We start from the raw sequence: 19,527 nt of genomic DNA, 5'->3' as shown, positions 1-19,527 counted from the left end.
TGGCCTCGGTTACGATACGTATATGAGTCAAACAAACCAAATCAACGCAGACCTGCATTGCCACTCCCGTATTTCGGACGGTGTGCTCGAGCCCGCCGTGCTTGCGCAGCGTGCTCGCGATAACGGTGTCCAAATGTGGTCGCTTACCGACCACGACGAGCTGTCAGGCCTGGCCGAAGCGGGCAGCGCGGCTCGAGCCCTGGGGATGACATTCATTCCCGGGGTCGAGGTTTCTGCAACGTGGGCCAAACAGACGGTGCATGTGGTGGGCCTGAACATAGACCCCGACCATCCGGTTTTGAACCAGGGGCTGAACGGTATCCGGGCCGGCCGCATTGAACGGGCCCGCGAGATGGCGCAGCGCCTGGAGGCATTGGGCATCGAAAACAGCTATGAAGGAGCCCTGCGCTATGCCGGCAACCCGGGTTTACTCAGCCGCACGCATTTCGCCCGCTATCTGGTCGAGCAAGGCGCTTGCAAAACGATGCAGGATGTCTTCAATCGCTATCTGGGCGATGGCAAGCCGGGCTATGTGCGGGTGCACTGGTCCAGTCTGGCCGATGCGGTTTCGTGGATAATCCAGGCCGGCGGGCGCGCAGTTTTGGCTCATCCGGGACGTTATTTATATACGCCCGTACAGTTTGGCGCTTTGTTCGACGAGTTCAAGCAATTGGGGGGCGAGGGCATTGAAGTCGTCACCGGCAGCCATAGTCCGGATCAGTACCGCGAATACGCAGGCATCGCCAAGCGTTATGGTTTTTTGGCCTCGCGCGGTTCGGATTTCCATGCGCCGGCTGAAAGCCGCATCGACCTGGGAAGCATGCCTCCGTTGGCGGTGGACCTGAAGCCGGTATGGCACGACTGGGTATGATGGGCCAGCCGTCACCGCTTTCTTTTCAAGCGAAAGGTGTTTCGGTCGGATCCTGGGTGGGGTAGTTGACGCCGAACACGCTCATGTAGGTGGGATAAAAACTGCAGTACAGGATGGCCGCCAGAACCAGGTTGACCGGGGTCAGGATAAGCTGGACGACGCCCGTGCCAAGCCCCAGGCCGACCAGCATATTGGCCAGAAGCTGTGCAGCCAGGAAAATGGCACCCCAGCTGACGCCGTACAGCAAGAACGGCCATTTATTGCGCCAGCAGGCAACCATGGAATAAAACAAGGCCTGGATCAGCTTGATGCGATGCCAGCCTATAAGCGCCGGCGCATGCCAGAACAGGGCGGAGATCAACAAATACAGTACGCCGAAAGTAATGAACGGGCTCCGTATGGCTTGCAGCAGCGCCGTTTCGTCGATACTGCCGTCGGTGCGCACGGCGGCCACCAGTTCGTTCATGAAGGGCAAGGTGGCCAGGAAGCCGCCCAGCAGGCAGCAGATCAGATAGGCCATTCCCAGGCGCATCAGGCTGCGCCTGGCTTCGCGGTCGCGCAGCGGGGCCAGCCACATGCCGGGCATCATCTGCTTGCCCGCGATAATGTTGCGGCTGGAATTGAGGGTGATGAACGTCAGAATGGGCATGGCGGCGATCAATGCCATTTGCCCGAATAGCGGGATAAGATACGCCACGGTAATAATCAGGCCCGTCATCAGGCTCCAGAAGAGCATGGCCAGGGGCTGGCGCTTGAAGATATCAAGCCCGTCCTGTATCCATCGCCAACCGCTTGAAAACGGGAGTGTTGCTGCTTGCATACTTGATCTCTATTCCTATTTATAAGTGCCCCCACGCTTCACCGCTACGCGGTTCGCTGCCCCCTAGGGGGCGCATTTTGCCTTGGGGCGGCCCGGCGGCAAAATAAGTGCCCCCACGCTGCGCTGCTGCGCAATCGTTATGGTAATGCATGGGCCGCGTCTTGGCGGCGTTCGCGCAGGACGCGCTCGAAATGGCGGGGATCGTGCGGCTTGAGGGTTTGGGCCGGGCGGGGCAGGTGGTAGTCGAATAGCCTGGATACCCAGAAACGCAGGGCTGCCGCTTGCAGTATGGTGGGCCATGCCAGCTTTTCTTCGGCGGTAAAAGGCCGTACCGCGCTGTAGGATTGCAGCCAGGCGCGCAGTTTAGCCAGCTCGAAGGCGCCGGTGTTGCGGTCGATGCACCAGTCGTTCACGGCAACGGCGACATCGAACAACCACGTGTCCCATCCGGCAAAATAAAAATCGATGAAGCCGCCCATCTTGGGCATTTCGAACGTGCCATCGAACAGCACATTGTCTCGAAACAAGTCGCAGTGAGCCGGCCCGAAGGGCAAGGCCTTGTATATATCGCTGTCGGCGAAGCGCGTTTGTTCGTCGAGTACGGTCTGGATCAGTTCGGCCTGTTGCGCGCCCAGGAATGGCAGCACCTGGGGAATGGTTTGCTGCCACCAGCTCAAGCCGCGCAGGTTGGGCTGACGGATGCCGAATGTCCGTGCAGCCAAGTGGGCGCGGGCCAGAGTCTCGCCCGCCAGCGCGCAATGCGCAGGCCCCGGCTCGGGCTCATAGCCGCCCGATAAGCGGCTGACGATGGCGCAGGGCTTGTCGTGCAAGGTAGTCAGGCGCTTGCCGTTGACTTGTGTTTGGGGTTGCGGCACAGGAATGCCCTGATCGGCCAGATGGTGCATGAGCTCGATGTAGAACGGCAGTTGCTCGGCGGTCAGGACCTCGAACAGGGTCAGTACGTATTCGCCCTGGGTCGTCGTCAGAAAATAGTTGGTATTTTCGATGCCGGCGGTAATCCCGCGCAATGCCACCAATTCGCCCAGCGTATAGCGAGTGAGTAACTCGCGGGCATCGTCGTCGCTGACGGTAGTAAAAACGGCCATAGGCTGCAAGCTCGGTAAAATTAAATAAAGGCCCGTTGACGAGGGCCGGTTCGTTCTGCGCGAAAACCAGGCGCAGTCCGCAGGGTAAGGCGGATCCGTCCTGTGCGGGCCATCGATTTTAGACCAGGATGGGCAGGCGCGTATGCATCATAAGCCATGCGGCATCCCGTCTGCCGGGTTGCCCGGACCTATCCGGTGCTGTTTGCTCGCACAGACGTTAAAATCCGCATTGCTGCGTCATAAGTCTGCCCTGTCTTCCGGCTGTTCGGGGCGGCGGACGGTACGCCAGGCCATCCCCTGGACGGTACACCACGCTATTCTTTTATCGGTTTTTTTGTGAATATTCCTGCAACTCCCGACCTTCCGCTTATTGCGGCAAACCAGTCCGGCCCCGAACATCTTTCCGGGGCAGAACAGGACTGGCGCGTCTGCGTGGCGCCCATGATAGACGTCACGGACAAGCACTGCCGCTACTTTCATCGCCTGCTGGCGCCGAAGGCGCGCCTTTATACCGAGATGATCACGACCGGCGCCTTGCTACGCGGCAAGGTGGACCGGCATCTGTATTTCGACGAGGCGGAGCAGCCTGTAGCCCTGCAACTGGGCGGCAGCGAACCGCAAGCGCTGGCCGACTGCGCCAGACTTGGAGAGCAGTGGGGCTACGATGAAGTCAACCTTAATTGCGGCTGCCCCTCAGAACGGGTTCAAAAGGGAGCTTTTGGCGCCTGCCTGATGGCCGAGCCGGCATTGGTCGCCGACTGCATCAAGGCCATGCAGGACGCCGTGTCGGTGCCGGTTACGGTCAAGCACCGGCTGGGGCTGGACTACGACGATTCCTACGATTTTGCGCGCGACTTTGTCGGTGCACTGTATACGGTGGGGTGTCGCGTTTTTATCGTGCATGCGCGCAATGCCGTCTTGAAGGGCTTAAGCCCCAAGGACAACCGCGAGATTCCGCCTTTGCGCTACGACATGGCGGCCAGGCTCAAGGCCGACTTTCCAGATTGCCGCTTCGTGCTCAATGGCGGCATTGCGCAGCCTGCGCAGGCCTACGGCCTGCTGGAAGAATTCGACGGGGTAATGCTTGGGCGCGCCGCCTGGCACAATCCCGGCGTCCTGTCGGAGCTGTCGCGGCTATGCGACCCGGATGTCGTCATACCGGAACCTGGGCAGATCGTGCATGCCATGGCGCGGTATGCCGACAGCGAAGTCAAGAAAGGCGTGCCTTTGCGGGTTGTCGTGCGGCCCATGCTGGGCTGGATGAACGGGCGCGCAGGCTCGCGCCATTGGCGCAGAACGCTGTCCGATTCGACGCAATTGGCTGCCAACGATGGGCAATTGATAGAACGGGCCTGGGCGGCCCTGGTCATGCAATCTGAATAGAGGGGAGCCCCCACGCTGCGCTGCTGCGCAGCTTGCTGCTCCCCGAGGGGGCGCATTTTGCCTTGGGGCGGCCCGGCGGCAAAATGGGGACCCCCACGCTGCGCCGCTACAGGGCTAGCTGTGTTCGCGGGCTTCGCTGTCGGTGTGGTCGCCGGGCCAGTCGCGGATATAGGCCTTGAGCATGGTGTTTTCGAATTGCTGTGCGGCCACGATGGCTTGGGCCATGTCGTAGAAGGAGATGACTCCTTGAAGGACGGGGCCATCCATGACGGGCATATAGCGCGCGTGCTTGTCGAGCATGAGGCGCTGCACTTCGTCGGCGCCGGTGTTGGGCGTAACGCTGACGGGAGCGTCGTCCATGATGCTGCGCACGGTGTTGGGGCCGGTTACACCATGATTGTCGTGCAGGTGGCGGATGATTTCGCGAAAGGTAAGCATGCCGACCAGTTCGCCGTGTTCCATGATGACAAGGGAACCAATGTCCTGTTCGCTCATGGTTTCGAGCGCTTGGAGAATTGACGTGTCAGGGGTGGCGGTGTACAGGGTATGTCCCTTGACCCGCAGTATTTCGCTAACTTTCAACATGACTGGCCTCCTGATTCGTGTCGTGTGTTTCCTTTTGATCTATTTTGCCTCATAACGCTGCTTTGGGGTAGCGTTTCGTGGGACGGGCCGGTTTTCTTGTGTTCAGTCTCGTCGAGAATGTCGGCCAGCGCAACCGGAGGCGATTGCGCCAACGAGGCGGAGACGGCGTCGAGCAAACTCGGGTCTTCCAGCAGTCCTATCTGGCTGCGGTCGATAAGCAGCGCATCGATGATGCGTCCCAGGTCGGTTTCGCGCACATCGCAAGTCAAGGCCCACAATTCGCTGCCCTTTTCATGGGTCGGCACCACATACCCCAGCTTTTTCAGGGTTCGCAGCACCAGCAGCAATTCTTCGACCGGCAGGCGCAGGTGCGCGCTAAGAAAGCGCAGGCTGCGTCCCGGCAGCGGCGTGCTTTGCGCATTGCGCAATACGCGCATGACATTGACCGCGTCGACGAAGGCGGCGCCGGGCTGGCGGCTTTCTTCCCATCGGCGCAGGCGCAGCGAGGGCAGGGTGGCGGCCACCGTTGCACCGAACAGCACCGACAACCACGAAAGATAAATCCACAGCAGGAAAATCGGCAGCGTGGCAAAAGCGCCGTAAATAATGGTGTAGGACGGGAAGTTGGTAATGTAAAGCGAGAAGCCGGCTTTCATGACCTCCAGCACGATGGCGGTGCCGAAGCCTCCGGCCAGGGCGTCGCGCCAGTAGACCTGCCTGTTGGGCACGCAGACGAACAAGGCCGCAAAACCCAGGCCGGTAATAAGCAGCGGAATTATCGACAGAGCAAAACTGATGGCAGGGGCGATTTCCTGCACGCGTCCCAGCGACTCGCGGGCCAAGTACGAGGTGGTCCAAAGGCTGGCGCCAGCCAGAATGGGCCCCAGGGTAATGATGGCCCAGTAGACCAGCATGCGCTGGCGCATCGGGCGCTGCTGCTCGACATGCCAGATATCGTTGAAGGCTGTGTCGATGGTCATGATCAGCATAATGGACACGACGAGCAGGAATGCCGCGCCGATGGTGGTCAGGCCCGAGGCCTTGGCGGCGAATTGATTCAGGTAGTTCATGACCGTGTCCGACACGGTGGGGGGCATCAGGCTGCTGCTGAGAAAGCCTTCCAGTGCAACCTTGAAGTCAGAAAACAGCGGAAAAGCGGTGAACAGCGAAAGAACCACCGCCAGTATGGGCACGATGGCCAGCACGGTGGTGAAAGTAAGGCTGGATGCGACCTGCGTCAGTTTCTTTTCGCCGGCTCTTTGTGCGGCATAGCGCAAGACCTTGTTGGCGTCGATCAGCCAGGTCCGTGCCCGCTGGGCCAGCGTCAGGGTTTCGGGCGGGGCATCGGAGTGGTCTGTGGCGTTCATGGATCGACTTCGGTGTGACAGGCTTTGTGCATGCCCTGGTGCCGGCCGCGTGCCGCGACTCTGGATTCGAGTAATAATACCAGTATGAATACCCAACTTAATCCTGCGCTGCGTTACGGCGCGTCTTTCAGTCTTGTCGCTCTAATTGCCCTGTGCCTGGTGTGGGAGCTTGGCGTCGCGCCCTTGAAGCCCGGCGGTTCGCTTTTGGTGTTGAAGGCCCTGCCCTTGCTGCTGCCTTTGCGCGGAGTGCTCAAAGGCAGCCTCTATACGCTGCAATGGTCGTCAATGCTTATCCTGCTGTATTTCATGGAAGGTGTGGTGCGTGCCTATTCCGACCCGGCGGCGGCGTCGGTTGCCATGGCGTGGCTGGAAATTATTTTGTCGCTGACTTTTTATTTGTGTGCCGTTTTGTATCTTTATCCCGCAAAAAAGGCAGCCAAGGCAAGGCAGCAATCGTTAAAAGAGTTGCCATGAGCGCAGACAGCCTCCGCGAGTTGACGGTTTTCAATTCGTTCGCTCAGTTGCCTTCGGCCTTCTATACCAAGTTGCCGACCCAACCCTTGCAGCGGCCCAGGCTATTGCACGCCAATGCCGAAGTTGCCGCCATGCTGGGCTTGTCCAGCGCCGCGCTGTCCACGCAAGAGTTTCTTGATGTCTGCGCGGGCACGGCGCCTTTGCCCGGCGGAGTAACCCTGTCCGCCGTTTATAGCGGCCATCAGTTCGGCGTCTGGGCGGGGCAGTTGGGTGATGGGCGGGCCCACTTGCTTGGCGAGGTCCAGGCGCCCGGGGGCAGCCTGGAAATTCAGCTCAAGGGCTCGGGGCGGACCCCATATTCGCGCATGGGCGATGGGCGCGCGGTAATTCGGTCGTCGGTGCGCGAATACCTGGCCAGCGAAGCCATGGCGGGCCTGGGCATTGCCACGACACGTGCGTTGGCGCTGGTGGTCGGCGACGATCCCGTTTACCGCGAAACAGTGGAGCGCGCCGCGGTGGTTACGCGCATCTCGCCAAGCTTCATTCGTTTTGGCTCGTTCGAGCACTGGGGCTCCACCCCCGAAAACCTGCAAGTCCTGCTTGATTATGTGGTCGACAAGTTCTATCCCGAATGCCGGCAGGGCGACAATAACGAGACCGCCTTGCGCTTTTTGCGCGAAGTCATCGCCAGGTCGGCCAAAATGGTGGCCGATTGGCAAACCGTGGGGTTTTGCCACGGGGTCATGAATACCGACAATATGTCCATTCTTGGGCTGACCATGGATTACGGCCCTTACGGGTTCATGGATGGATTCCAGATCGACCACGTTTGCAACCATACCGATACCCAGGGACGCTATGCCTGGAATGCCCAGCCTTCGGTCGTGCACTGGAATCTATACCGCTTGGCCAGCAGTTTGACGGGCCTGGGCGTGGAAGCCGATGCTTTGCGCGCCGAACTGCAAGGCTATGAAGCCCGATTCATAGAGGCCTATCAAGCTAATCTGGTGCGCAAATTCGGCTGGCTGCGGTGGCTTGACGGCGACGACAAGCTGGTTGACGAATGGTGGCGCCTGCTGCATTCGCAGCGCGCCGACTTTACACTTGCATTTCGGCGCCTGGCTCACGCCTTGAGCGACCCCCAGTCGTTTCTGGAGCTGTTTTCCGAGCCGGCGGCGGCGCAGGCCTGGCTGGCTTTGTACGCGCAGCGCCTGGAACGCGAAGAGCGCCCGCTAGACGAGCGCATTGCCTCCATGCTGGCCGCCAACCCGCTGTATGTGCTCAGGAATCATTTGGCCGAACAGGCGATCCAGGCGGCGCAGGCCGACGACGCAGGCGAGATCGAAACCCTGATCAAGCTGTTGCGCACTCCCTTTACCGAGCAGCCGGGCTACGACGCCTATGCCCAGGTTGCGCCCGAGTGGGCCTGCCATCTGGAGGTCAGTTGTTCGTCCTGATGTCATAATTGAGGCTGTTTTCGTATCGGTTTTTCTTGGCGCACCGCCTTTTTCCGCCAACCGGCCGGCTTTCAAGGGCTAGCGGCTTTTCTCCACGCTTGATGGCTTTGTTCTCTCTTCTTGTATAAAAACTATGTCTGGCAATACCCTCGGTAAACTTTTCTGTGTCACCAACTTCGGCGAATCTCATGGCCCGGCCATAGGCGCGGTGGTCGACGGCTGCCCTGCGGGCCTGCCTTTGTCGGAAGCCGACATTCAGCTCGAACTGGACAGGCGCAGGCCAGGCACGTCGCGCCACGTGACTCAGCGCCAGGAAGCCGACCAAGTGGAAATCCTGTCGGGCGTATACGAAGGCGTGACTACGGGCACGCCCATCGGCCTGCTTATCCGCAACACGGACGCCCGCAGCAAGGACTACAGCAATATTGCCGATACTTTCCGGCCCGGCCATGCCGACTACACCTACTGGCGCAAGTTCGGCGAGCGCGATCCGCGCGGCGGGGGGCGTTCTTCGGCCCGCCTGACAGCTCCTTCGGTGGCCGCCGGCGCCATTGCCAAGAAATGGCTGGCTCAAACCTATGGCACAGTGGTGCGCGGCTACATGAGCCAATTGGGACCTATCGCCATTCCATTCGAGTCCTGGGACGAAGTCCCGCGCAATCCTTTTTACGCGCCTTGCGCTTCGATAGTGCCTCAGCTCGAGGCCTTCATGGATCAATTGCGCAAAGACGGAGACTCCATCGGCGCGCGCATTGAAGCCGTGGCCGAAAATCTGCCCGCGGGCTGGGGCGAACCCTTGTACGACAGGCTCGACGCCGACATTGCCCACGTGATGATGGGCTTGAACGCAGTCAAGGGCGTATCGATAGGTGCCGGCTTCGCCAGTATCGAGCAGCGCGGCTCGGAGCACGGCGACGAGATCACTCCGACGGGTTTCTTAAGCAACAATGCCGGCGGGATACTCGGAGGCATTTCATCCGGCCAGCCCATTACGGTGTCGCTGGCCATCAAGCCGACCTCCAGCATCCGGATCGAACGCCAGTCGGTGAATCGCGCCGGGGAGTCCGTCGCAGTCCAGACTTTGGGGCGTCACGATCCATGCGTCGGGATAAGGGCAACGCCTATTGTCGAGGCATTGCTGGCCATCGTGCTGATGGACCATGCTTTGCGCAACAGGGCGCAGTGCGGTGCAAGCTGAGTGTGTCCGCTTTTTTAAAAGGGAACTCCATGAAAATACTCGCAATCTTACGTCCTCGCGCCCAATTGGCCGCAGTGTGCGGCGCGGCGGTGCTGGCAGCGGGCTGCGCCGCCGTGCAGACGACGCAGTCGGGTGCGGTAGGCGTCGAGCGCAAGCAATACATGTCCAGCCTGGTTTCCGAAGCTGCGCTCGACCAGGAAGCGGCCCAGCAGTACAGCGCGCTGATGACGCAGGCCCGGGGGCAAAATGCATTGGATGTGAACAGCGCGCAGGCGGCGCGGGTCAAAGGCATCGCCCAGCGTTTGATCGCGCAGGCGGGCGTGTTTCGTCCCGACGCCTCGGGCTGGCAGTGGGAAACCCACGTCTTGAAGTCGGACGAGATCAACGCCTGGTGCATGCCGGGCGGCAAGATTGCGGTGTACAGTGGGCTGATAGACACCCTCAAGCCTACGGACGCTGAATTGGCCGCGGTGATTGGCCACGAAATAGCCCACGCCTTGCGCGAACACGCGCGCGAGCAGGTTTCGCAGCAAATGGCTGCGAATGTCGGTTTGTCGGTATTGTCGGCCATTACGGGCAGCCAGGCTTCGGCCGATCTGGGCAGTTCGTTGACCAAAGTCATGTTTACCTTGCCCAATAGCCGAACCCACGAAACCGAGGCCGACCGGATTGGCGTGGAGCTGGCGGCGCGGGCCGGGTTCGACCCTGCCGCCGCGGTGACTTTGTGGCAAAAAATGGACGCTGCCAGCAGCGGGGGCGGCCAACCGGAATTCCTTTCGACCCACCCGTCGGCGCAGACGCGGATTGCAGATTTGCAGGCCATAGCCCAGCAAATGATGCCGTTGTACCAGCAAGCCCGCAAATAGCGGTAATGCCGGTCGGCAGGCCGCAGAATAGTACTGGTAGTACTAGTATATACAGTCTTCTTGTACTAGGTTGAAAGACTGGCATAATAAGTGCGTCGGCTGCGAAAACAGCCCCATTCATCCAGATATTTCAAGAGCATAGCTATGGCCCAGACCCTGTACGATAAATTATGGAATGCGCATGTCGTGGATCAAGAGTCCGACGGCACCTGCCTGATCTACATCGACCGGCATCTTTTGCACGAAGTGACCAGTCCCCAGGCATTCGAAGGCCTGGCTCTGGCCGACCGCAAGCCCTGGCGCATCAGCGCCAACCTGGCGGTTGCCGACCACAACGTGCCCACGACAGCGCGCAGCGAAGGCATCAAAGATCCCATTTCGCGCCTGCAGGTCGATACCCTGGACGAAAACTGCGAAACCTTCGGCATTACCGAATTTCGCATGAATGATTTGCGCCAGGGCATTGTGCACGTCATCGGACCCGAGCAGGGCGCAACCTTGCCGGGCATGACGGTGGTTTGCGGCGATTCGCACACCAGCACGCATGGCGCTTTCGGCGCCCTGGCTTTCGGTATTGGTACCTCCGAGGTCGAGCATGTGCTGGCTACCCAGACCCTGCTCATGAAGAAAAATAAAAGCATGCTGGTCCGGGTCGAAGGCGACTTGCCTTTCGGCTGTACGGCCAAGGACCTGGTTTTGTATATCATCGGCCAGATCGGTACGGCCGGCGGCACGGGCTACGCCATCGAGTTCGGCGGCAAGGCGGTGCAGTCGCTGTCGGTTGAAGGCCGCATGACGGTCTGCAATATGGCCATCGAAGCCGGGGCGCGGTCGGGCATGGTGGCCGTCGACGACAAAACCATAGAATATTTCCGCGGCCGCCCTTATGCGCCCACGGGAGCAGCCTGGGACCAGGCCGTGCAATACTGGAACACCTTGCACAGCGACGAAGGCGCGCAGTTCGACCGCGTGGTCGAGATCGATGCCAGCCGGATACAGCCCCAGGTCAGTTGGGGAACATCGCCCGAAATGGTGCTGGCGGTCGACGCCAGTGTGCCGGACCCGGCACAGGAAAAGGACGAAGTGCGCCGCGGCGGCATGGAAAGAGCCTTGCAATATATGGGCCTGAAACCAAACACGCCGTTGGTCGACATTGCTATCGACCGTGTGTTCATCGGCTCTTGCACCAACTCACGCATCGAAGACTTGCGTGCGGCCGCCGCCGTGGCGCGCGGCAAGCATGTGGCCAAGAACGTGAAGCAGGCCATGGTTGTGCCGGGCTCCGGCTTGGTAAAGCAACAGGCCGAGCAAGAAGGGCTGGACAAGATATTCCTGGACGCAGGCTTTGAATGGCGCGAGCCTGGTTGTTCGATGTGCCTGGCCATGAATGCCGACCGCCTCGAACCCGGCGAGCGTTGCGCCTCGACCTCCAACCGCAATTTCGAAGGCCGCCAGGGCCAGGGCGGGCGCACGCACCTGGTCAGCCCGGCCATGGCGGCGGCCGCGGCCATAGCCGGCCACTTCGTCGATGTCAGAACTTTTCAATAGGAAGCCATAATGCAAGCGTTTACTACCCATGACGGCCTGGTGGCTCCGTTGGACCGCGAAAACGTCGACACCGACCTCATTATTCCCAAGCAATTTCTCAAGTCCATCAAGCGTACGGGTTTTGGGCCGAATCTGTTCGACGAGCTGCGCTATCTGGACCACGGCGAACCGGGCATGGACAACAGCAAACGTCCGCTCAATCCGGACTTTGTGCTGAACAAGCCGCGCTATGCGGGTGCTTCGGTGTTGCTGGCGCGCCAGAACTTCGGTTGCGGCTCCAGCCGCGAACACGCACCGTGGGCCTTGATGCAGTTCGGCTTTCGCGCGGTGATTGCGCCTTCGTATGCCGATATCTTCTTTAACAACAGCTTCAAGAACGGCTTTTTGCCTATCGTGCTGCCCGAGGCCGAAGTCGCCCGCCTGTTCGACGAAGTGCAGTCGCAAGAAGGCTATCGTTTGCGCATCGACCTGGGGCGCCAAGTGGTAATTACGCCTGAAGGCCGCGAACTGGCATTCGACGTCGAGCCGTTTCGCAAGCATTGCCTGCTGAATGGCCTGGACGACATTGCCCAGACCTTGAAAAAAAGCGACAAGATTCGGGCCTTCGAGGCCGACCGCCTGGCACGCAGTCCTTGGCTGGTAGGCAGCGCCGGTAAATAAACGGGCAGCTTGCCGAGTAGTTCTAAACAATTTATATAAACAGGGCCGGCCGGATAAGAGTTAGACAACTCGATCCGGCCTTTGAATGCCCAAGATCAATGGAAAACAAATGGCACACAAGATAGCCGTATTACCCGGTGATGGCATCGGCCCGGAAATTACCGAACAAGCCGTACGCGTATTGGGCGCGCTAGGCCTGGACCTGGAACTGCATACCGAACCCGTGGGCGGCGCCGCCTACGATGTCCATGGCCATCCCTTGCCCGCATCCACGTTGAACCTGGCCAAGGAGTCGGCCGCCATCCTGTTTGGCGCCGTGGGCGACTGGAAGTACGACTCCCTGGCCCGCGAGCTGCGTCCGGAGCAAGCCATTCTGGGCTTGCGCAAGGCGCTGGGCCTGTTTGCCAATTTGCGCCCCGCCATCCTGTACCCGCAGTTGGCCAATGCTTCTTCGCTCAAGCCTGAAGTGGTGTCCGGCCTGGACATTCTTATTGTCCGCGAGCTGACCGGCGATATCTACTTTGGCCAGCCGCGCGGCGTGCGCGAAGTCGCCGACGGCCCCTTCAAGGGAGAGCGCCAGGGCTTCGATACCATGCACTATGCCGAATCCGAAGTGCGCCGCATTGCGCATGTCGCGTTCCAGGCCGCGCAAAAGCGCAGCAAGAAGCTGTGCAGCGTCGACAAGGCCAATGTGCTGGAAACTTCGCAGTTCTGGCGCGACACCGTCATTGAGGTGGCACGCGAATACCCCGATGTGGCGCTTTCCCACATGTATGTGGACAACGCCGCCATGCAACTGGTGCGCGCTCCTAAAGAGTTCGACGTGGTCGTTACCGGCAATCTGTTCGGCGACATTCTTTCCGATGAAGCGGCCATGCTTACAGGTTCCATCGGCATGCTGCCTTCGGCTTCGCTCAACGCTTCGAACCAGGGGCTGTACGAACCCAGCCACGGCTCGGCGCCGGACATCGCGGGCAAGAATATAGCGAACCCGCTGGCCACGATTCTGTCGGCGGCCATGCTGCTGCGCTATTCCCTGAACGAGGCGGGACGAGCCGACAAAATCGAAGAAGCTGTGCAGGCCGTTTTGCAGCAAGGCTTGCGTACCGCCGACATCTTCGAGCCGGGTACAACCCGCGTTTCTACCTCGGAAATGGGCGATGCCGTGCTGAAGGCGTTAAAATAAAACAATTAATGCCTGAATTTTTATCTTTTTAAGTGACAGCAACATGAGCCAAGCAGTAGGTTTGGTCGGCTGGCGCGGCATGGTGGGCTCGGTCCTCATGCAGCGCATGCGCGACGAAAATGATTTCTCTCTATTCGAACCCGTGTTCTTTTCCACCAGCAACGCTGGCGGCAAAGCGCCGGCCTGGGCCGAAGGCGCCGCGCCTTTGCAAGACGCCTACGATATTCAGGCTCTTAAAAAGCTGCCTATCATCCTGACCGCCCAGGGCGGCGACTACACCACCCAGGTCTATCCCAAGCTGCGCGATGCCGGCTGGGACGGTATCTGGATCGATGCGGCCAGCACCTTGCGCATGGCCGACGATGCCATCATTGTGCTCGACCCGGTAAACCGCCCGGTCATCGATGCGGCCCTGGGCCGCGGCGTCAAGAATTTCGTCGGCGGCAACTGCACGGTCAGCTGCATGCTTATGGGGTTGTCGGGCCTGTTCAATAATGATCTGGTTGAATGGATGACCAGCATGACATATCAGGCGGCGTCCGGCGGCGGCGCCCAGCACATGCGCGAACTTCTGACGCAGTTCGGCTTGCTGAATGTGTCGGTCAAGCCTTTGCTTGACGATCCGGCGTCGGCCATTTTGGAAATCGACCGTGGTGTGTTGGCCACCCAACGCCTGGAAGACATGCCGCGCGACCATTTCGGCGTTCCCCTGGCGGGCAGCCTGATTCCCTGGATCGACAAAGACCTGGGCAATGGCGTGTCGCGCGAAGAATGGAAGGCCGAAGCCGAGACCAACAAGATCCTGGGCCGCGGCGAAGCCTTCGGTACAGCGCCCACACCCATCGACGGCTTGTGTGTACGCATCGGCGCCATGCGCTGCCATAGCCAGGCCCTGACCATCAAGCTCAAGCGCGACGTGCCGCTCGATGAAATCAACGACATGCTGCGCGAAGGCTCCAAATGGGCCAAAATCATTCCCAACGAACGCGATGCAACCATGAACGCATTGACGCCCGTGGCTGTGACCGGTACGCTGGACATCCCTGTGGGCCGCTTGCGCAAAATGTCCATGGGTCCGGAATACCTCAGCGCCTTCACTGTAGGCGATCAATTGCTGTGGGGCGCCGCCGAGCCGCTTCGCCGCATGCTGCGTATAACTTTGGGTGAACTCTAACAATGCAGAAGACACGTTGCGTAGTCGCGAATACATTCTTGTCTCGAACCGCTCCAATGGTTCTGGTCTTGTCCGCTGCGGCGGCCATGTGTTCAACGGCATACGCGGCGCAACTGGGCCATGCCCGCATTGTTTCCCAGCAAAATCAGCCGCTGCGGGTGGCCGTGCCGGTTACCCAGCTTACGCGGCAAGACATACAGTCTTTCGCGGTCAGCGCAGCGCCGCTGGCCGACTGGAAGCAGGCGGGGCTGGTTCCTCCGGTCGATCCTGCCACGCTGCAGTTTCAATTGGTCGATGGCGCCCGGGCCAGCGCCAAGACTATACAGGTCAGCTCCAGCCAGCCGTTCAACGGGCCGGTGGCCGATCTGCTGCTCAATGTCCAAACCGCCTCCGGGCGCCAGCAGTATCAGGTAAGCATCCTGGCACCGGTGCAGACGGGCGCCGCCGCGCAGGCGCCGGGGTCGTCTTCAAGCCAGGGTCCGGGCCAGGCCGCCGGTTCGGCAGTTGCATCGCCAGGCGCGCAGGTGCAAACCATTCGTGTGCGCCGCGGCGATACGTTGTTTTCCATAGCGCGCCGCCATGCGGTGCCGCAGGCAAGCGTTTATCAAATGATGATTGCCCTGCAACGCGCCAATCCCCAGGCGTTCATCAACGGCAATGTCAATCTGGTCAAAGCCGGCGCAACGCTGCAAATGCCCGGCATGGCTGAACTCACGGCGGTTTCCGATCGCGAGGCGCGCCGTATTTTTCAGCGCCACGCCCAAGAGTTCGAGCAATACCGCCAAGGCGTGGCGGGGCGCCAAGGGCAGGCGGTAACGGGCGGGGCGGCGACAAAAGGCGGGGTCTCCGAAGCTGGCGCCGGAAGCGCTGCGGACCAAAACTCCGCCCGGGCACAAGACAAGCTTGTCCTGTCCAGCGGATCGTCGCCGGACAAAACCGACGACGAACGCACAGCCGCGGGCAAGAATCTTGCCGAATCGCAAGAACGGGTTTCGCAGCTTGAGCAAAACGTTAAAAATTTGAATCAGGCATTGCAAGCCCAGGGACAAGCGGCCAAAGACGCGGTGGTGGACGGCGCAACTGGTCTTGGGCAGACTCTTACCGATGCGGCCAGCAGCCTGACCGATAATTCGGGTACAACCGCAGGTACGGCAGCCGCGGATACCGCCGCAGCCGCGACGGGTCCCGCGGCCGCAGGCTCCTCGCCTGCGTCTTCGTCCGCTTCCGGTTCTTCCGCACCGCCTGCGGCGGCTCAGCCGGGGCAAGCAGGGGGTCCTACGGCATCCGGCGCCGCATCGCCGTCGCAAGCCGGCGGCAATGGCGCCGCCGGGGCATCGGACTCTTCCACTAACAATACCGTTAATAACGCATCGAACAAGGCAGGTCAGTCCGTGTCGTGGTTTCAAGAACATTTATTGGGCGTCGTTACGGCCCTGTTGGCACTTGCCGTATTGATTATTGCCTGGGTCTTGCGCCGGGCCAACGCCGCGCGCGACGACGATGATCCCGCGTCGCCCGTTACCGAGGCCATGGTTCAAGAGCAGCTCGATAAAATCAATCTGGACCTGCGCGAGCCGCCTGTAACCGAGACCAAGTAGCTCCTCATGCCCCGTATGGCCCTAGGGCTTGCTTACGATGGCTCTGCCTGGCAGGGATGGCAAACTCAGCCCAACGGCCGTACCGTGCAAGACACACTCGAGGCCGCGCTGCGCCGGTTTGCCGCGGCGCCGGCCGTTCCCACAATTTGCGCCGGCCGCACCGATACCGGCGTGCATGCCTTGGCGCAAGTCGTTCATATAGACACTGCCGCGCTGCGGCGTACCGAATCCTGGGTACGTGGCTTGAATGCCTTGCTGCCCGATACGGTTGCGGTGCAATGGGCGCAGCCGGTATCCGACGAATTCCATGCGCGCTTTTCGGCCATGTCGCGTACTTATGTTTACGCGGTGCGCAACAGCCGTGTACGAACGCCGCTGCTCGATAGGCGTGTGGGCTGGGTTTATCATCCGCTGGAGCTGGCGCCCATGCGCATGGCGGCGGCCATGCTTGTGGGCGAGCACGATTTCAGTTGTTTCCGCTCGTCGCAGTGCCAGGCGGCCAGCCCTGTGCGTACCGTGCAAACGCTCGATATCCGCCAGCACGGCGAATATTTCATATTCACGTTCACGGCCAATGCCTTTTTGCATCACATGGTGCGCAATCTTATGGGGGCCTTGCTGTATATCGGCCAGGGCAGGCAGGAGCCAGGCTGGATAGAGGCCTTGCTGGCCCAGCGCGATCGGCGCCTGGCCGCGCCCACATTCGCGCCTGACGGCTTGTACCTGGCAGATGTAGAATACCCTGCTGAATTTGGTCTGCCGCGGCTTGATGCAGGTCTGGCATGTATGACACATTTGGGCTGGTCTTTCGTCCAAGAGGCATAAGCACGCCCGGATGCAGGTTCCTGGGATTTACAAACATGGCGCTATCGCGCAGCTCGTATCCTCTGCCCATTTTGGGGTTGAGCGAAGGCACTTTATGAAATTTCTTCTGACATTGTCCCGCGGCATCGACGCCTTGAACACACGCGTCGGCAAGGCAGTGACGTGGCTGACGCTGATTGTCGTGTTCATCAGTGCCGGCAATGCCGTGGTGCGCAAACTCTTCAGCGTCAGCTCCAACGCCTGGCTGGAGCTGCAATGGTATATGTTCGGGGCGATCTTTCTGTTGGCGGCGGGATATACGTTTTTACGCAACGAGCATGTTCGTGTCGACGTCCTTGCCCACCGCTTTTCCAAGCGCACGCAAATCAAGATCGAGATTTTCGGCGTGCTGTTTTTTCTGTTGCCCGCCTGCCTGTTGATCTTCTGGCTGTCCATTCCCGTTTTTTATGGGTCCTTTGTTCAGCACGAGCTTTCTTCCAATGCCGGGGGCTTGATACGCTGGCCCGCCAAGCTGCTTATTCCCGTGGGCTTTTTCCTGTTGATTCTTGCCGGAATTTCGCACCTGATCAAATGCATTGCGTTTCTTAAGGGGCAGGGCTCCGACCCTACCAATGTCACGCAAGGCAAGAGCGCCGAAGAGGCGTTGGCCGAGGATATTTTGCGCCAGGCCCAGGAAAAGCTGCCAGGCCAGGCTGACGACGTGCGTGGCAAGGGGTACTGAATATGGAGCTTCTTGTCGACAACCTGGCTCCGATCATGTTCATCAATCTGATCATTTTTTTGCTGATCGGATTTCCTGTTGCGTTTTCCTTGGCCGCCACCGGCGTTTTATACGGCTTGGTGGCGGTTGAGCTGGGCTTTATCCAGCCGGCCATTTTCCAGGCCTTGCCCCAGCGCGTATTTGCCATTGTGTCCAACGATACATTGCTGGCCGTGCCTTTTTTCACGCTGATGGGGCTGGTGCTTGAGCGATCGGGCATGGCCGAGGACCTGCTTGAAACCGTAGGCCAATTGTTCGGGTCGATACGGGGCGGCCTGGCCATTGCGGTTGTGCTTGTAGGAGCCATGCTGGCGGCCACTACGGGGGTAGTGTCGGCGTCGGTCATCTCCATGGGCCTGATCTCTTTGCCCATCATGCTGCGCTACGGCTACGACCGGCGGCTTGCCACAGGGGTCATTGCCGCTTCCGGGACGCTCTCGCAAATTATCCCGCCGTCGCTGGTGCTCATTATCCTGGCCGACCAGCTTGGACGCTCCATCGGCGACATGTATCGCGGCGCAATGCTTCCGGGCTTGCTGCTGGCGGGGGCTTATATGGCCTATGTTGTGATCGTCGCCATATTGCGGCCGGCCGCCGCGCCGGCGTTGCCGGCCGAGGCCAGGGAACATATTGAGGCCAATGGCGCACGCGGCATGCGGTCGCTTGGGGTTCTGGTGGTCGTCGCCACGGTTGTGTCATACCTGGCCGGCGAATACTATTTCAGCGGCCGTCCTGCGGCACCGCTCGACGAGCATGTGGTGGTGTCGTTGATGGCCTGGGGCATTACGGCATGGATCATCGCTACGCTGAACAAGGTGCTGGGCCTTGGCCTGCTGTCGCGCCTGGCCGAGCGCGTAACCTTCGTAATGATTCCACCGCTATTCCTTATATTCCTTGTGCTGGGCACGATTTTTATCGGTGTGGCAACGCCTACCGAGGGCGGAGCCATGGGTGCGGTGGGAGCCATTCTTATGGCCGGACTGCGTGGCCGGCTGTCATGGACCTTGCTCAAGCAAGCCATGGACACGACCACCAAACTGACCTGTTTCGTCGTGTTCATTCTGGTGGGTTCCACAGTTTTCAGCCTTAGTTTTCGCGGCATCAACGGCGACCTGTGGGTCGAGCACCTGCTCAATGGCCTGCCCGGCGGTCAGTGGGGTTTTCTTATCGTTGTCAGTCTGCTGACTTTTGTATTGGCATTTTTCCTGGATTTTTTCGAACTGGCCTTCATTATTGTGCCGTTGCTGGGTCCGGTTGCCGATAAAATGGGCATAGACTTGATCTGGTTCGGTGTACTGCTGGCGGTCAATATGCAGACCTCATTTGTACATCCGCCGTTTGGCTTTGCCTTGTTCTATTTGCGGTCGGTCGCTCCCAAAGAGGATTACCGGGACAGGATCACCGGCAAGCTCATACCCAAGGTCACGACCGAGCAAATCTATTGGGGGTCCATCCCTTTCATCATTATCCAATTGCTGATGGTGGCGGCCGTAATGCTGTTTCCGCGCATGGTTACGCACTACAAAGACGGCGCGCACAAGGTCGATGCGTCGGTCATCCACCTGGAAACAGAAAGCGCCTATGGCTCCGGCACGTACAGTTCGGGCCAGGATGAAGCCGATCCGGGCGCGGCATTCAAATAGAGGACA

18 protein-coding genes are annotated in these 19,527 nt (G+C 60.0%); 14 read left to right on the top strand and 4 right to left on the bottom strand.

Going from position 1 to position 19,527, the window contains the following annotated elements; translation table 11 throughout:
• Positions 1-22: 22 nt before the first annotated feature.
• On the top strand, positions 23-871 hold the full coding sequence (locus DFR37_RS07300; protein WP_113932577.1) for a 3',5'-nucleoside bisphosphate phosphatase: 849 nt from the start codon (positions 23-25) through the stop codon (positions 869-871).
• Between the two features lie 25 nt (positions 872-896).
• Here DFR37_RS07300 and DFR37_RS07295 read toward each other — a convergent pair whose 3' ends face one another.
• Positions 897-1,691 carry a BPSS1780 family membrane protein gene (locus DFR37_RS07295; protein ID WP_113932576.1) on the bottom strand — a complete coding sequence of 265 codons (795 nt, stop codon included), beginning with the start codon at positions 1,689-1,691 and terminating at the stop codon, positions 897-899.
• 137 nt (positions 1,692-1,828) lie between these two features.
• Complete coding sequence (locus tag DFR37_RS07290; protein WP_113932575.1) at positions 1,829-2,797, bottom strand: homoserine kinase; 969 nt, start codon at positions 2,795-2,797, stop codon at positions 1,829-1,831.
• 369 nt (positions 2,798-3,166) lie between these two features.
• Between DFR37_RS07290 and dusA the strand changes: the two genes are divergently transcribed.
• Complete coding sequence (dusA, locus tag DFR37_RS07285) at positions 3,167-4,180, top strand: tRNA dihydrouridine(20/20a) synthase DusA (RefSeq protein ID WP_276330271.1); 1,014 nt, start codon at positions 3,167-3,169, stop codon at positions 4,178-4,180.
• A 114-nt stretch (positions 4,181-4,294) separates the two neighbouring features.
• Here the strand turns inward: dusA and DFR37_RS07280 are convergent, their stop codons facing one another.
• Both DFR37_RS07280 and DFR37_RS07275 read right to left on the bottom strand, forming a co-directional pair.
• Entirely contained in the window at positions 4,295-4,765 is a 471-nt protein-coding gene (locus tag DFR37_RS07280) for a CBS domain-containing protein (RefSeq protein ID WP_113932574.1), read from the bottom strand.
• A complete protein-coding gene (locus tag DFR37_RS07275) occupies positions 4,759-6,132 on the bottom strand; it encodes a YihY family inner membrane protein (RefSeq protein ID WP_113932573.1) in 1,374 nt (457 codons plus the stop codon). The genes DFR37_RS07280 and DFR37_RS07275 overlap by 7 nt, the downstream gene beginning before the upstream one ends.
• 84 nt (positions 6,133-6,216) lie before the next feature.
• On the opposite strand from DFR37_RS07275, the gene DFR37_RS07270 reads away from it, so the two are divergent.
• From DFR37_RS07270 to DFR37_RS07215, 12 genes are all read left to right on the top strand, one after another.
• Positions 6,217-6,606 carry a DUF2069 domain-containing protein gene (locus DFR37_RS07270; RefSeq protein WP_113932572.1) on the top strand — a complete coding sequence of 130 codons (390 nt, stop codon included), beginning with the start codon at positions 6,217-6,219 and terminating at the stop codon, positions 6,604-6,606.
• Positions 6,603-8,063: a protein adenylyltransferase SelO gene (locus DFR37_RS07265; RefSeq protein WP_113932571.1), complete on the top strand. Its 1,461-nt coding sequence runs from the start codon at positions 6,603-6,605 to the stop codon at positions 8,061-8,063. The genes DFR37_RS07270 and DFR37_RS07265 overlap by 4 nt, the downstream gene beginning before the upstream one ends.
• Positions 8,064-8,196: 133 nt before the next feature.
• Positions 8,197-9,261 (top strand): chorismate synthase, encoded by a 1,065-nt coding sequence (gene aroC / locus DFR37_RS07260; RefSeq protein ID WP_113932570.1) that lies wholly within the window; start codon positions 8,197-8,199, stop codon positions 9,259-9,261.
• A 35-nt stretch (positions 9,262-9,296) separates the two neighbouring features.
• On the top strand, positions 9,297-10,127 hold the full coding sequence (locus tag DFR37_RS07255) for a M48 family metallopeptidase (protein ID WP_242341778.1): 831 nt from the start codon (positions 9,297-9,299) through the stop codon (positions 10,125-10,127).
• Between the two features lie 144 nt (positions 10,128-10,271).
• On the top strand, positions 10,272-11,675 hold the full coding sequence (gene leuC / locus DFR37_RS07250) for a 3-isopropylmalate dehydratase large subunit (protein ID WP_113932568.1): 1,404 nt from the start codon (positions 10,272-10,274) through the stop codon (positions 11,673-11,675).
• Between the two features lie 9 nt (positions 11,676-11,684).
• Positions 11,685-12,335 carry a 3-isopropylmalate dehydratase small subunit gene (gene leuD, locus DFR37_RS07245; RefSeq protein WP_113932567.1) on the top strand — a complete coding sequence of 217 codons (651 nt, stop codon included), beginning with the start codon at positions 11,685-11,687 and terminating at the stop codon, positions 12,333-12,335.
• Positions 12,336-12,444: 109 nt separating this feature from the next.
• Positions 12,445-13,521, top strand: a complete 1,077-nt coding sequence (gene leuB, locus DFR37_RS07240; RefSeq protein ID WP_113932566.1) for a 3-isopropylmalate dehydrogenase — start codon at positions 12,445-12,447, stop codon at positions 13,519-13,521.
• A gap of 43 nt (positions 13,522-13,564) precedes the next feature.
• Positions 13,565-14,695 carry an aspartate-semialdehyde dehydrogenase gene (asd, locus tag DFR37_RS07235; RefSeq protein WP_113932565.1) on the top strand — a complete coding sequence of 377 codons (1,131 nt, stop codon included), beginning with the start codon at positions 13,565-13,567 and terminating at the stop codon, positions 14,693-14,695.
• 56 nt (positions 14,696-14,751) lie between these two features.
• Complete coding sequence (locus tag DFR37_RS07230; RefSeq protein WP_170139850.1) at positions 14,752-16,293, top strand: type IV pilus assembly protein FimV; 1,542 nt, start codon at positions 14,752-14,754, stop codon at positions 16,291-16,293.
• A 6-nt stretch (positions 16,294-16,299) separates the two neighbouring features.
• Positions 16,300-17,118 carry a tRNA pseudouridine(38-40) synthase TruA gene (gene truA, locus DFR37_RS07225; RefSeq protein WP_113932563.1) on the top strand — a complete coding sequence of 273 codons (819 nt, stop codon included), beginning with the start codon at positions 16,300-16,302 and terminating at the stop codon, positions 17,116-17,118.
• A gap of 94 nt (positions 17,119-17,212) precedes the next feature.
• The gene (locus DFR37_RS07220; protein ID WP_113932562.1) at positions 17,213-17,839 is read left to right on the top strand and encodes a TRAP transporter small permease subunit; all 627 of its coding nucleotides are present in this window, start codon (positions 17,213-17,215) and stop codon (positions 17,837-17,839) included.
• Between the two features lie 2 nt (positions 17,840-17,841).
• Complete coding sequence (locus DFR37_RS07215) at positions 17,842-19,521, top strand: TRAP transporter large permease (protein WP_113932561.1); 1,680 nt, start codon at positions 17,842-17,844, stop codon at positions 19,519-19,521.
• Positions 19,522-19,527 lie beyond the last annotated feature (6 nt).

The sequence above is a fragment of the Eoetvoesiella caeni genome (assembly GCF_003315175.1).
Taxonomy (GTDB): Bacteria; Pseudomonadota; Gammaproteobacteria; order Burkholderiales; family Burkholderiaceae_B; genus Eoetvoesia; species Eoetvoesia caeni.
Note: the sequence above shows the minus strand (reverse complement) of the source record. Positions and strands in the feature narration are given on the sequence as shown.